The sequence below is a fragment of the Amycolatopsis albidoflavus genome, assembly GCF_039525725.1.
GTDB lineage: Bacteria > Actinomycetota > Actinomycetes > Mycobacteriales > Pseudonocardiaceae > Amycolatopsis > Amycolatopsis albidoflava.
This window is the reverse complement of sequence record NZ_BAAAHV010000022.1, coordinates 661,087-674,280: the sequence shown is the minus strand read 5'-3', so window position 1 is coordinate 674,280 and position 13,194 is coordinate 661,087. Positions and strand designations below refer to the sequence as shown.

At 70.5% G+C, this 13,194-nt stretch carries 12 protein-coding genes; 6 read left to right on the top strand and 6 right to left on the bottom strand.

Annotated elements, in window-relative coordinates:
* Positions 1-96: 96 nt before the first annotated feature.
* The 4 genes from ABD156_RS36260 to ABD156_RS36245 all read left to right on the top strand — a co-directional run bounded on the left by ABD156_RS36260 (position 97) and on the right by ABD156_RS36245 (position 3,739).
* Positions 97-747, top strand: a complete 651-nt coding sequence (locus ABD156_RS36260; RefSeq protein ID WP_344284730.1) for a hypothetical protein — start codon at positions 97-99, stop codon at positions 745-747.
* Positions 748-1,281: 534 nt separating this feature from the next.
* The gene (locus ABD156_RS36255) at positions 1,282-2,091 is read left to right on the top strand and encodes a lysophospholipid acyltransferase family protein (protein ID WP_344284727.1); all 810 of its coding nucleotides are present in this window, start codon (positions 1,282-1,284) and stop codon (positions 2,089-2,091) included.
* 47 nt (positions 2,092-2,138) lie between these two features.
* Positions 2,139-2,753 (top strand): NAD(P)H:quinone oxidoreductase, encoded by a 615-nt coding sequence (gene wrbA / locus ABD156_RS36250; protein ID WP_344284724.1) that lies wholly within the window; start codon positions 2,139-2,141, stop codon positions 2,751-2,753.
* A gap of 41 nt (positions 2,754-2,794) precedes the next feature.
* Entirely contained in the window at positions 2,795-3,739 is a 945-nt protein-coding gene (locus ABD156_RS36245) for an EamA family transporter (protein ID WP_344284721.1), read from the top strand.
* A gap of 222 nt (positions 3,740-3,961) precedes the next feature.
* Here ABD156_RS36245 and ABD156_RS36240 read toward each other — a convergent pair whose 3' ends face one another.
* From ABD156_RS36240 to thyX, 6 genes are all read right to left on the bottom strand, one after another.
* Entirely contained in the window at positions 3,962-5,659 is a 1,698-nt protein-coding gene (locus tag ABD156_RS36240) for a ribonuclease J (RefSeq protein WP_344284718.1), read from the bottom strand.
* Positions 5,656-6,669 carry a 4-hydroxy-tetrahydrodipicolinate synthase gene (dapA, locus tag ABD156_RS36235; RefSeq protein ID WP_344284715.1) on the bottom strand — a complete coding sequence of 338 codons (1,014 nt, stop codon included), beginning with the start codon at positions 6,667-6,669 and terminating at the stop codon, positions 5,656-5,658. Before dapA ends, ABD156_RS36240 begins: the two co-directional genes overlap by 4 nt.
* 112 nt (positions 6,670-6,781) lie before the next feature.
* Entirely contained in the window at positions 6,782-8,284 is a 1,503-nt protein-coding gene (locus tag ABD156_RS36230) for a serine/threonine-protein kinase (RefSeq protein WP_344284713.1), read from the bottom strand.
* Between the two features lie 84 nt (positions 8,285-8,368).
* Entirely contained in the window at positions 8,369-9,610 is a 1,242-nt protein-coding gene (locus ABD156_RS36225) for an Nramp family divalent metal transporter (protein ID WP_344284710.1), read from the bottom strand.
* 155 nt (positions 9,611-9,765) lie between these two features.
* Entirely contained in the window at positions 9,766-10,164 is a 399-nt protein-coding gene (locus ABD156_RS36220; protein WP_344284707.1) for an ACT domain-containing protein, read from the bottom strand.
* A gap of 10 nt (positions 10,165-10,174) precedes the next feature.
* On the bottom strand, positions 10,175-10,933 hold the full coding sequence (thyX, locus tag ABD156_RS36215) for an FAD-dependent thymidylate synthase (protein ID WP_344284704.1): 759 nt from the start codon (positions 10,931-10,933) through the stop codon (positions 10,175-10,177).
* Between the two features lie 84 nt (positions 10,934-11,017).
* On the opposite strand from thyX, the gene ABD156_RS36210 reads away from it, so the two are divergent.
* Both ABD156_RS36210 and ABD156_RS36205 read left to right on the top strand, forming a co-directional pair.
* Positions 11,018-11,539, top strand: a complete 522-nt coding sequence (locus tag ABD156_RS36210; RefSeq protein ID WP_344284701.1) for a toxin-antitoxin system HicB family antitoxin — start codon at positions 11,018-11,020, stop codon at positions 11,537-11,539.
* Between the two features lie 311 nt (positions 11,540-11,850).
* The gene (locus tag ABD156_RS36205) at positions 11,851-12,726 is read left to right on the top strand and encodes a DUF4097 family beta strand repeat-containing protein (protein ID WP_344285341.1); all 876 of its coding nucleotides are present in this window, start codon (positions 11,851-11,853) and stop codon (positions 12,724-12,726) included.
* Positions 12,727-13,194: the final 468 nt, after the last annotated feature.

The following is a 13,194-nucleotide window of genomic DNA, read 5'->3' as shown; positions in this document are numbered from 1 at the left end:
CGCAGCGCACCCGAAACAATCGTCTCCAGATCACAGTGGATCTTGTGGAAGCATCGTCGTTGCCCCTCGCCATTCCCCGGAAGCCGAGGTCCCTTGATGCCGAACCCTGCCGAGGTCGTGCGCGCGCTTGCCGACCGGACCGCTTTCGCCGCTGCACCTCGGGGTACGGGGCGGTACCACTACCGCCGGACGTCCGGGTGGCATCAGCACACCGACCGGACTACCGCTGGGCAGATTCTGTCGGCCAGCACTGAGTTCTTCGACCGCGAGGACTGGATCGCCGCGGACGGTTCCGGACGGTTGCTGATTACGCAGGGCAGCGCGGTCGTGCGGCCCAGCGGCTATTTCCCGCCCGGCGGGCTGATGGGGGACTTTCTGGTCGCGACGGATCTCTCGTCGGTGACTGCTGCGATGAGTCGCCGGATGAGTCCTGCTGGAGCGGTCAAGGCTTTCAGCACGGTTTGGCTGGTGCAGGTGGTGCCGCCGCAGTTGCAGCGGTCGTTGCTGCTGTGGCTGGCCGAGCGGCCGGGGCTGCTTGTGGAGGACGCGGACCTGCCGGGGGTTGTCGTGAGCGTCCCGGATTCGGCGTTCGCTCGTACGAGGCAGCTGGTGTTCGATCCGGAGACCGGGATGCTGCTGCAGACCCGGGATGTCGAGGACGACGGGGCGACTATCGGGGGCTGCAGTCGCTGGTTGGACACCGGGTACGCGGAATCCACCGAGTCGCGTCCGGTTGAGGCTTCCTGACCTGGGACAATCACCTAATCGCCGCCGAGTTCGTCGTCTGCGCCTCTTTCGGACATTCATGCCGTAACAGCGGCTACAACGCGGCCGCTCCAGGATCCGCCGCTCCAGCGACTTCTGGTCCAGCGTCCCCGCCGACCGGCTCTTCCGCGCCAGCGAGCGTCGCGGCGGCACCGACCACCAGTGCGTTGGCGGCGGACTCCTACTTGAAGAAGTCCGTGGGCCAGAACGCGCAAGCCCGGCATGCACACGCTGGTGCTCGACTTCACTGTCCAGATGCCCGCTGCCGACGGCGACCCGTCCGACATCTACGCCTTCGACAACGACGTTCTCAACGGCCGGCAACGGATTCCTGAACGGCAGCCTCGGCTGGGAGTGGAACTACTGACAACCGCTGCGAGCACGCTCCAGCGGCCAAGCACCTCCATCGGCCAGAGGCGCCCTGAGCAGCCACGACAGCTTCAAGAACACCCGCCGGCCCCGCCTCAGCGAGAACCGCGTTGTCCCAGGTGGATTCACCCGTGAAATGCTCTGCTCATGTTCGCGCTGCAACAGGACGAGGCTCCGCGCCGTGCCCCCGCGATCTGGCGGACGATGCTCAACATCGACCGGGGGCTGGTGAACCTCGTCGGGCGGCTCACGGTGACCGGGTCGGTGCCGAGGGAACTCCGGGGCAAGCCGCTGCTCATGACGGCCAATCACATCGGCGTGTTCGACGCCTTCGTGCTCATGGCGGCTTGCAAGCGGATCGGCATCAATCCCCGGTTCATGCTCGCCGGCGGGATTCTCGACGCTCCGGTCATCGGTCCGGCGCTCAAAGTCAGCGGGCACTTGCGCGTGGACCGGGCGAAGGCGGCGACGGCGATCGGGCAGTTCGCGGAGGCGGCGGAGGCGTTGCGGACTACGCGCGAGCCGATCGTCGTGTATCCGGAGGGGCGGATCAGCCACGATCCCGGGTTGTGGCCGGAGCGCGGCAAGACGGGGGCGGCCCGGCTCGCGCTCGCGGCGGGCGTGCCGGTGATTCCGATCAGCCAGTGGGGCGCGCACGAGGCCGTGTACTGGGGCACGGAGACCGTCAACGGGCCCGCGGATCTGCTGCCGCTGGCGAAATCCGGGTTGAGCGCGCCGTTGCGGCGGCCTCGGTTCAAAGTGCATTTCGGGACTCCGGTGGACCTGTCCGACGTCGAGCCGGAGCGGCCGGGCGCGGGCGTTCGCGCGCACGCCAAGATCATGCAGGCCATCACCGACGGCCTGGTCCCCTTGCGCCGCCACGAACCCATCCGTCCGCGCTTCTACGACCCGACCCGGCCGACCGATACGGTCAGTCCCTGGAAGCCGCAGCGCTGAGTCCGGATCGTGGGACACACCAACCTGCCCGGCTAGGGTCGCGAGGTGTGAGCACCCGCATTCTGGTCGTCTACTACAGCGCTACCGGCAACACCGCCGCCCTCGCCAGCGCGCTTGCCGAAGGGGCGGGCGAAGCCGGGGCGGAGGTACGCGTTCGCACCGTAGCCGAGACCGCGCCGCCGGAAGCCATCGCAAGCAATCGGCGGTGGCAGGCCTGGGTTGACGACGGGCCGCACCACGAACTCGCCTCGCTGGCCGATCTCGAATGGGCGGACGGGCTCGCGCTCGGCAGCCCGACCCGGTTCGGCGGGCCCGCCGCGCAGCTGAAGTCCTTTGTGGACACCACGGGCGGCCTGTGGGCGCAAGGGAAACTGGCCGACAAGGTGGCGACGTCGTTCACCTCGGCGTCCACCGCGCACGGCGGCCTCGAAGCAACCGTGTTGGCGATCAACAACATCTTCTACCACTGGGGCGCGATCGTCGTCCCCCTCGGCTACGCCGATCCGCACCTGATGGAGTCCGGCAACCCGTACGGCGGCTCGTTCGTCTCGCGCAAATCCGCGGCGCCGGACGACACCGCACTGCAGGCGCTGCGGATTCAGGGGCGACGGCTGGCGACGATCACGACACACGTCGCGACGGGCCTGAAAACCGGGGAATAACTCAGTTTCGCCGGCTCGTTCCGCTCCGTAGTGTCCCGCGCGTGACCACCGAACTCCCTGTCCTGGAACAACCCCGGGTGATCCACCGGGGCCGCGGCCTCTCGCTCGTGCTGCTCGCCGCGGTCTTCTTCAGCACGTCCGGAACGCTCGCCAAACCGGTGATGGAAGCGGGCATGACACCGGAACAGGTGGCGGTGCTGCGGATCGGGACGGCGGGTGTCCTGCTGCTGATCGGCACCGCGCTCTTCGCCCCGCACACGCTGCGGGTCCGGCGCGGGGAATGGCCGATGCTGCTGGGGTACGGCGCGCTCGGCGTGGCCGGCACGCAGCTGCTGTATTTCATCGCCGCGGAACGGATTCCGGTCGGCATCGCGATCCTGCTGGAGTTCCTGTCGCCGGTGCTGATCGCGTTGTGGGTACGCGTGGTGCGGCGGAAGCGGCTGCCGCGCATGTTGTGGTTCGGGATGGCGGTGGCGCTGCTCGGGCTGGCGCTGGTCGCGCAGGTCTGGCAAGGAATGCGGCTCGACGCGATCGGGCTGCTGGCCGGGACCGGCGCGGCGCTGTGTTCGGCCGGGTACTTCCTGCTCGGCGAACGCGCGGTCGCCGACCGCGAACCGCTCGGGCTGGTCACCTGGGGCATGGTGGTCGGCGGCGTGCTCGTGAGCGTCACCGCGCCGCCGTGGACGCTGCCGCTGGGCATGGCGAGCCAGACCGTCCCGTTCGGACCGTGGGCTCCCCCGCTCTGGCTGCTGCTGATCTGCCTCGTGGTGCTGTCGACGGCGATCCCTTACGTCGCGGGGATCTCCGCGCTGCGGCACCTGCCCGCCTCGGTGGCGAGCGTCGTCGGGCTGCTCGAACCCGTCGCGGCGGCGGCGTTCGCTTGGGCGCTGCTCGGCGAAGCGCTCGCCTGGCCGCAAGCGGTCGGCGCCGCGCTGCTGCTCGGCGGCGCGTACCTGGTCCAACGACAGACCGCCGCGGTGGCCTGACTCCCCCTGCGGGTGGAGACGGGAACCAACCTCGGGCGGGATGTGTCCTATCCGCGAGCGCGCCACACTGGAGCGAGCCGCACGAGACACCTGGGGGATCTCATGGACAACCGACCGAGCAGAGCCGAACAACGCAGAGCGCGCAACGCGCTCGCCCGCCAGGCAGCGATCGTCATGATGGCGTTGCTGCTGGCGGGCGCGCGCCGCTGAATCAGAGCTGACTCAGACCGGGATGACCGTCGGCACGATCATCGGCCGCCTGCGGTAGGTGTCGGCGACCCACCGGCCGACGACCCGGCGCACCGCCTGCGCGATGCGGTGGGTGTCGGTGATGCCCTCGGCTTCCGTCCGCGCCAGCTCCATCTCCACGAGCGGCACGACGGCGTCGAGGGCCTTCGGGTCGTCGGAGAAGCCGCGGCCGGAGATCGTCGGGCTGCTCATCGCGCGGCCGGTGTTGGAATCGACCGCCATGGTGATCGCGATGAAGCCGCCCTCGCCGAGCACGAGCCGGTCGGACAGCGTCGACTCGCCGACGTCGCCGACGGACAGCCCGTCCACGTACACGTGCCCGACCTCGACGCGGCCAGTGCGCGAGGCCTTGCCGTCGACGAGGTCCACGACCACGCCGTCCTCGGCGATCACCACGTTGTCCGGCGCGACGCCGGTGCGGATCGCGAGCTCTCCGTTGGCGCGCAAGTGTTTCCACTCGCCGTGCACCGGCATCACGTTGCTCGGCCGGACTGCGTTGTACAGGTAGAGCAGCTCGCCCGCGGACGCGTGGCCGGACACGTGCACCTTCGCGTTGCCCTGGTGCACGACGTTCGCGCCGAGCCGGGTCAGCCCGTTGACGACGCCGAACACCGCGGTCTCGTTGCCCGGGATCATCGAGCTGGCCAGCACGACGGTGTCGCCCGCGCGGATCGAGATCTGCCGGTGCTCGCCGCGCGCCATCCGCGACAGCGCGGACAGCGGCTCGCCTTGCGAACCCGTCGACACGAACAGCACCTTGCTCTCCGGCAGGTTGCTGGCCTGGTCCAGGTCCACGAGCAGGCCGTCCGGCACGTTCAGCAGGCCCAGCTCGGCCGCGATGCCCATGTTCCGGACCATCGACCGGCCCACGAACGCCACGCGGCGGCCGTGCCGGACAGCGGCGTCCAGCACCTGCTGCACGCGGTGCACGTGGCTGGCGAAGCAGGCGACGATGACGCGCTGGTCGACCTTGCGGATCACGTCGTCGACCACCGGGCCGATGTCGCGCTCGGGCATGACGAACCCGGGCACCTCGGCGTTGGTGGAGTCGACGCAGAACAGGTCGACGCCCTCGTCGCCCAGCCGCGAGAAGCCCGCGAGGTCGGTGAGCCGCCCGTCGAGCGGCAGCTGGTCGAGCTTGATGTCGCCGGTGTGCAGCACGACGCCGGCCGGCGTGCGGATGGCGACCGCGAGCGCGTCCGGGATCGAGTGGTTCACCGCGAAGAACTCGAGGTCGAACGCGCCGACCTTGCGCCGCTCCCCCTCGCGCACCTCGATCAGCTTCGGCCGCTGGCGGTGCTCCTTGGCCTTGGCCGCGAGCAGCGCGTTGGTGAAGCGCGAACCGTAGATCGGCACGTCCGGGCGCAGCCGGAGCAGGAACGGGACGGCGCCGATGTGGTCCTCGTGCCCGTGGGTGAGCACGAGGCCGTCGATGTCGTCGAGCCGGTCCTCGATCGCGCGGAAGTCCGGCAGGATCAGGTCGACGCCCGGCTGGTCGTCCTCGGGGAAGAGGACGCCGCAGTCGACGATCAGGAGCCTGCCGTCGTATTCGAAGACGGTCATGTTGCGCCCGACCTCGCCGATGCCGCCGAGCGCGACGACGCGCAGGGCTCCCTCGGGAAGTGCGGGCGGGAGGTGCGTCGGGCCGGGTCCGGCGGGAAGTGAGGTCACCGGGGCATTGTCCCAACGCTGGTGTGCGAGGTGGGGGCGGTGTAGGCCGCCTGCGAATCTGCTTGTGCCACCCGTGCACCATGCCAGTCCGAGGCCGCGCTGTCTTCCAGCGGCACGCCGCCCTGGGCGAGATCGGCCGCGATCTGCTCGAGCTGGTCGTCGAACGGGGCCACGATCGGCAGCCGCGGGTCGCCGATGTCGAACCCGCGCAGGCGCAGCGAAGCCTTGCTGAACGCGACGCCGCCGACGCGCGACATCGCCCGCAGCACCGGCAGCATCGCGCGGTGGTTCGTGCGCGCGGTGGACGTGTCGCCCGCCTCGTAGGCCTCGATCATCGCGCGGATCCGGCCCGCCACGACGTGCCCGATCACGCTGACCACGCCGACCGCGCCGACCGACAGCCACGGCAGGTTCAGGCCGTCGTCGCCGGAGTAGTAGGCGAGGTGGGTGTTCGCGATGACCTCGGAGCCGGCGATCAGGTCGCCCTTCGCGTCCTTCACCGCGACGATCCGCGGGTTCTCGGCCAGCCGCTGCAGCGTGTCGACCTCGATCGGCACGATCGAGCGCGGCGGGATGTCGTAGAGCATGACCGGCAGCTCGGTGGCGTCCGCGACCGTGGTGAAGTGCGCGAACAGCCCGGCCTGGCTCGGCCGCGAGTAGTACGGCGTGACCACGAGCAGGCCGTGCGCGCCCGCTTCGGCGGCGGCCTGGGCCTGCTCGATGCTGTGCGCGGTGTTGTTGGTGCCCGCGCCCGCCACGACAGTCGCGCGGTCGCCGACCGCCTCGACGACGGCGCGGATCAGCGCGGCCTTCTCCTGGTCGGTCGTGGTCGGGCTCTCGCCGGTGGTGCCGTTGACGACGAGGCCGTCGTTGCCGAGGTCCACAAGGTACTCGGCCAGTTCCTGGGCCCGCTTCACGTCCAGCGCCCCGGCCCGGTCGAAGGGGGTCGCCATCGCGGTGAGCACGCGGCCGAACGGACGTCCGGGCGCGGCGGCAGGTGAGGTGGACATGGCCACGACGGTACCTCCTCAGGCCGCCGAACCCGGCCTCGACCTGGTGTGCCACCGGGAACTTCGGAGAATTTCCGCCGCCGCGCCGCTCGCGGCGGAACTTCTCGCGCGGCTACTTGACCTTGGCGGTGATCTGCGCCGGGATCTGGTCGTTGCTGGTGCGCGACAGGACACAGTAGATCTTGCGGTTCGGGCCGCTGCTGCTGTCGTTGTCCGGCTGCACCTGCCACGCCTGCTGGGTCGGCACGATCGCCCGGTACGACAGGCCCGCGCGCTGCTGCTGCGGCACCACCGCGGAGTGGAACGCGGCCGCGCAGCGCGCCTCGGCGGCCCGGCTGATGTCCTCCAGCCCGGGATACGGGGCGACGATCGCGTCGCTGTCGCTCCAGCTCTCCAGCGGCAGCGGGTCGGCGACGTCGTAGACCTCGAGCGTGTGGTTCTTCTTGCAGTCGACGTTGTTGTCCGAGCTGATCACCACGCCCGGCTGGACCACCGCGTTGTAGCAGATCTGGTAGGAGGAGATCTGGGTCTTGAGGTAGCCGTCCGGGCCGTAGCTGACGGTCTCGGCCTGCTGCGCGTCCTTCTTCGGCGACCACACCGGCTTGCCGAGGAAGAACCCGCCGGCCAGCGCCGCGACCACCAGCAGCGCGATCGCGCCCGCCCACAGGCCGCGGCGGCTCTTGCCTTCCGGCTTCGCGGCCATCCGGGTCGGCTGCCCGCCCACCCGAGTCTCCTGCTGCGGCATTACCGCGGTCGCCGGACGTTGCGTCGGGCCGGTGGCGTGGGCGAGCTGCGCTCGGGCCTGCGTCGCGGTGAGCCGGGCTTCCGGATTCGCCACCAGCAGGCCGAGGATGACCGCGCCGAGCGGGCCCTGCACGCGGGTCAGGTACGGCACTTCGGTCATGATCGCGTGCAGCGTGGCGGCCGTGGTGGGCCGTTCGAACGCGACGATGCCCTCCACCGCGAAGTACAGCGTCGCGCCGAGCGACCACAGGTCCGATTCCGGCATCGCCTCGCGGCCCTCGACCCGTTCCGGGGCCATGAACGCGGGCGAGCCGACGATCATCCCGCTCGTGGTGAGCCGCGGGTCGTCGATGGCGTGTGCGATGCCGAAGTCGGTGAGCTTCACCCGGCCGTCCGGCGCGACCATGATGTTGGCCGGTTTGACGTCGCGGTGCACGATCCCGGCGGCGTGCGCGGCCTGCAGCGCGGACAGCACCCGCTCCCCGATCATCGCGGCCTGCTGCTCGGGCATCGGGCCGTGCGCGCGCACCAGGTCGGCGAGCGTGGGCGCCTCGACCAGCTCCATCACGATCCAGGTGGTGCCCTGGTCGGTGACCACGTCGTAAACCGTGACGACGGCCGGGTCGTTCAGCCGCCCGCCTGCCCGCACCTCGCGCAGGATCCGCTCGGAGAACACCGCGGCACCCTCAGCTTCCGGGAGCCGCAGTTCCTTGATCGCGACCTGCCGACCGATCACCTGGTCCTGCGCGCGCCACACGATGCCCATGCCGCCGCGGCCCAGTTCGCCGAGCAGCAGGTAGCGGCCGGCCACCACGCGGCCGGCGGGAGCCGTGCGGTTCGGGTCGTGCGGGCGGGTCTGTTCGTCGGTCACGGGGTCGGGCTCCTCGGTCGGCTTCGCGCAGATGCTAGTCGGACCGTCCGGCAGCCCTGCCGGTTCCGTCCGGTTAGGACTGTCTCAGCCGCCGAAGGTGAGCACGATCAGCACGACGTTGAGCAGGATGATCACCGCGGCGACGACCCAGGCGAGCACCGTGGTGCTCCGGCGGTTGACGTCCGCGCCCATCAGCCCGCGGTCGGCGGTGAGCCGGATCAGCGGCACGAGCGCGAACGGGATGCCGAAGGACAGCACCACCTGCGACACCACCAGCGCCGCGCTCGGATCGGTGCCCAGCGCCAGCACGACGATCGCCGGAGTGAGCGTGGCGAGCCGGCGCGCGACGATCGGAATCCTCTTGCGCAGCAAGCCTTGCATGATCATCGCGCCCGCGTACGCGCCCACCGACGTCGAGGCTAGTCCAGACGCGAGAAGCCCGATCGCGAACAGCAGCGCGACGCCCGGCCCGAGCGCGGCGGCGACTGCCCCGTGCGCGCCTTCGATGGTGTCGACGCCTTGCTGGCCTTGGAGATTCGTCGCCGCGACGAGCAGCATGCCGAGGTTCACCGCGCCGGCAAGCAGCATCGCGAACCCGACGTCGTAGCGAGTGGCGCGCAGCAGGCGGCGGCGACGCGCGGGTTCCGGTTTGCCGTGCCGGTCGCGGACCAGTCCGGAGTGGAGATACACCGCGTGCGGCATGACCGTCGCGCCGAGCATCGCTGCCGCGATCAGGACGCTGTCGCCGCCGCTGAACCTCGGCACCAGGCCGTGTGCGATCCCGGCGGCGGACGGCGGTTCGATGAACAGGCTCGCCAGGAACCCGACCGCGATCACCACCAGCAGGCCGGTCACGACGCGTTCGAACGGCCGCTGGCCGCCGCGGTCCTGCACCGCGAGCAGCACCAGCGACACCAGCCCGGTGATCAGCCCGCCCGCGACAAGCGGAAGCCCGAAAAGGAGATTGAGCGCGATCGCGCCGCCGACGACCTCGGCCAGATCGGTGGCGATCGCGACGATCTCGGCCTGCGCCCAGTACGCGAGCCGCGCGCGGCTGGACAGCCGGTCGCGCAGCGCTTCCGGCAGCGACTGGCCGGTGACGAGGCCGAGCTTCGCCGACAGGTACTGCACGAGGACGGCCATCAGGTTCGCCGCGACGATCACCCACACCAGCAGGTAGCCGTAGCGCGCGCCGGCGCTGACGTTGGCCGCCACGTTGCCCGGGTCGACGTACGCGATCGCGGCGACGAACGCGGGCCCGAGCAGCGCCCAGCCGGCCCGCAGCCGGGCCACGCCGCGCGGACGTGCCGCTTCCGCCACCGCCATGTGCGCCCACTCCCTGATATCGGTCGCCCCAACTCAAAGTTTAGGCATGCCGAACTTTGCCGGGCAAGGGTGTGCTGCGCCACGTCGCGCCAGTGGTCCGTGAAGGGCTCCTTGAGGGAATCTGATTCCCTCAAGGAGCCCTTCACGGACCTTTGTCAGGCGGGAAGGAGCACCTCGTGGCCGGCTTCGCGGAAGGCGGCTACCGCGCGGTCGAGGTCATCCGAGCGCACCAGGATGTGGTCGGTGTCGAAAGTGGACAGCGAGAACAGCGCGACGCCCGCCGCCGCCAGCTCCGACGCGAGCGCGGAAATGATGCCGGTGAGCGTGAATTCCAGCGGCCCGCGCACGGTGAACAGCCGCCAGCCGTCCTCGACCGTGCCGCCCTCGGGTTCGCGGCCGGTCGGGCAGATCACCGACAGCTCGTCAGGCGTGCGGGTCACCGACACGAGCGCGGGTTCGCCGGGTTCCAGCAGTTCGGCGGGCACGGAGGCGTCGGCGGGCAGCCGCACGACCGAGTAGGAGCCGGGACGGAGGTCGATCGTCAGGTGTTTCATCAGTGCGTTGTCAGCCTTCCAGCACTTTCGGGCTCGAGGCGATCTCGGTGCCGTCGGGCAGGGTCGAAATCGTGAAGTCGGCGAACACGTTGGCCGCCGCCTTGTGCAGCTGCCGCAGGCATTCGATGGCCAGCGAACGGATCTCGACGTCCGCGTGTTCGGTCGCGCGCATCGCGATGAAATGCCGCCACGCGCGGTAATTCCCGGTGACGACGATGCGGGTTTCGGTGGCGTTCGGCAACACGGCGCGGGCCGCCTGGCGCGCCTGCTTGCGGCGCAGGGTGGCGCTCGGCGTGTCCGCGAACTTCTCCTCTAGCCCGGCGAGCAACTCGTCGTACGCGGCGGCGCTGGCTTGCGTGGCCTTGACGAATTTCTCGTGCAGCACCGGGTCTTGCGCGATGACGTCCGGTTCGACGAACTCGGCCTCGCTCTCGGGAACATAGCGCCGCGAAAGCTGGGAGTAGGAGAAATGCCGGTGCCGGATCAGCTCGTGGGTGAGCGAACGGGAGATCCCGGACAGGTAGAAGGTGACCGACCCGTGCTCCAGCACGGCCAGGTGGCCGACGTCGATGACGTGCTCGAGGTAGCCGGCGTTGGTCGCGGTCGCCGGGTTCGGCTTCTCCCAGGATTGGTAGCAGGCGCGTCCGGCGAACTCGGCGAGCGCTTCGCCTCCGTCGGCGTCGGTGGACCAGGGCACGTCCTCGGGCGGGAAGAACTCGGTTTTCGCGATCAGCTGCACCTTGGGCGGCACCGGTCTCGCTCCCCTCATGTCGGCTCCGCCAGCCTAACCCGGCGGCACCGGTGACATCACTGCGCCTTGACGTGACGTCATCGGTGACGCCATAGTGGTGTCATGGACTTGACGCCGTATATCGCGAACCTTCGCGAAGACCTCGCGAACACGGCCTCCGCCGGGGACGAGCAGACCCGGCGGGCGGCCGCACTGCTGTCGTCTGCTCTGGAGCCGGCTGTCCGGCTCACTTTGATGAACGCGCTGTCCGACCTCGCGGCCGAGGTGACCGCCGCGTTGCCCGGCCAGGTCGTGGACGTCCGCCTGGACGGCCGGGACGTGCGCGTGGTCGTGACCGGCGGCGAGGAGCGTTCTTCTTCCGCGCCTCCCCCGCCGCCTCCCGCCCCGCCGATCGACGGCGGCGACATCTCGCGGATCACCCTGCGGCTGGTCGAGCAGATCAAGGGCCAGGCCGAACAGGCGGCGGCCGCGCAGGGCGTTTCGCTGAACACGTTCGTGGCGCAGGCCGTGCAGGGGGCGCTCGGCCAGGCGCAGCAGCACCAGCAACGGCACCAGAGCTGGCAGGACAGCGGCAGCGGCGGGGGCCGCACCGAGACCAAGCTGCACGGCTGGGTCGAAGGCTAGAAGGGGGCACCACCATGGGCGAGAACCGGGAAGACCAGGGGAAGAACACCGAGGGCCGGGTTGGGGAACCTGGCTTCGGGACGGCGGACGCGGAACCCGTGTCCAGCGGCGCTGCCGACGCCGCGGCGGGCGAAACCTCCGCAGGCGAAGACACCGTTTCGAGGGCATCGGCCGCGTCGGAGAAGGCGGACAACGAGTCCGACGCCGGGACCGCTTCGAGCGAGACCGGAGCCTCGTCGGCCAGCGCGGAGTCCACTTCGGACAGTTCAGCGGCCGGGACCGGCTCGGACTCCGCGGAACCGGGGCCGTACGTGCGGCTGCAGGACTTCGAGGCGGACGGTCCGGTGGAGCTGGACCTGGGCGTCACGATCGGGCGGGTCGAGGTCGTGCTCGGGCGGGAGTCCGGGGTGACCGTGCGGCTTCAGCACGACGCGGGCGAGCAGCCGTCGTGGGTGAATGGCGTCAGCAGCCTGCTGTCGTGGGTCGGAGAGAAGTTCGGGGACCAGTTCGGCGGCATGCCGGAGTTCTCGGTCGCCGACGCGGTGCGACAGGCGCGGATCGAGAAGACCGGCAACCGGGTCGTCGTGCGGGCCGCGAAGGCGTGGCAGCTGCGGAACGTTCCGGTGTCGGTGACGGTCCACGCGCCGGCCGGGTCGCATCTCGAGGTGCGTGCGGGATCGGCGGACGTCAAGGTGAGCGGCGCCGCGGGCCGTGCGGACATCCTCACCGGGTCCGGCGAAGTGTCGCTGGAACGCGCGGACGGCGCGGCCACCATCCGGACCGGCACGGGTGCCGTGAAGCTCGGCCCGACTCTGGCTGGTCTGCAACTGCGGAGCGGAAGCGGGTCGGTCGAAGCGGCGTCGATCGCCGGACCGGCGACGCTCGGCACCGGCACCGGAAACGTCTGGCTGGGCGCGGTCGAGGGCGACGTGATGGCCCGCACCGGCAGCGGCGACCTCTCGGTGGCCGACGCGGCTTCCGGATCGCTCGAGCTGATCACCGGCTCGGGAGAGGTACGAGTCGGGATCCGGGGCGGGGTCCGGGCGGAAGTCGAACTGGCATCGGCGGCCGGCCGGGTTTCGAGCGAGCTGGACGTCTCGGACACGCCGCCGGAGGGCGCGGTCGCGCTGAAAGTCCGCGCCCGCACCGGAACCGGCAACGCGGTGGTGACCCGCGCGGCCGGCTGACGGCGGGAACATCCCGTCCGCTCAGGCCGACACACCCGTCGCACCACACCCCGGGTGCGCCGAGCGGACGGATGCAAGGGGGAGGCGGCGGGCCGCACCGGAGACGTTCCGGGTGGCCCGCCGCTTCGTGCTGTCCGGGGAATGCCTTGTCCGCCAAGGCTTCCGGCTGGAAGCGCGTGGATGGGTTTCGTCAGTGCGGGTATTTCCTGGCACGCCAAGACTTTCCCGCCGCTGCGGAGCCGTACGCGGGATTCGGTGGCCAGTTCGAGCTGAGCTAGCTGGGATTCCCCTGCGAGCACAGTTCCCGCGGGTGCAAAGGCCTGCCGATCGCCGTCCAGTCGGGCCGAGCTGAGCGCGATGGTCCCGGAATTGTCTCCGAGTCGTCCCGCCGAACGCGCTCCCGGTCGCTGCCTGCGAGCCGTCCCTAGCCAACTCGAACCTGCGCGCGGTCCAGCGTCCGCGAGCCTT

Excerpts from the sequence above, each read along its gene's own strand:
- ABD156_RS36260 (WP_344284730.1), top strand. The coding sequence starts at position 97 with ATGCCGAACCCTGCCGAGGTCGTGCGCGCGCTTGCCGACCGGACCGCT.
- ABD156_RS36210 (WP_344284701.1), top strand. The coding sequence starts at position 11,018 with ATGGACTTGACGCCGTATATCGCGAACCTTCGCGAAGACCTCGCGAAC.
- dapA (WP_344284715.1), bottom strand. The coding sequence starts at position 6,669 with ATGTCCACCTCACCTGCCGCCGCGCCCGGACGTCCGTTCGGCCGCGTG.
- ABD156_RS36225 (WP_344284710.1), bottom strand. The coding sequence starts at position 9,610 with ATGGCGGTGGCGGAAGCGGCACGTCCGCGCGGCGTGGCCCGGCTGCGG.
- ABD156_RS36220 (WP_344284707.1), bottom strand. The coding sequence starts at position 10,164 with ATGAAACACCTGACGATCGACCTCCGTCCCGGCTCCTACTCGGTCGTG.
- ABD156_RS36255 (WP_344284727.1), top strand. The coding sequence starts at position 1,282 with ATGTTCGCGCTGCAACAGGACGAGGCTCCGCGCCGTGCCCCCGCGATC.
- thyX (WP_344284704.1), bottom strand. The coding sequence starts at position 10,933 with ATGAGGGGAGCGAGACCGGTGCCGCCCAAGGTGCAGCTGATCGCGAAA.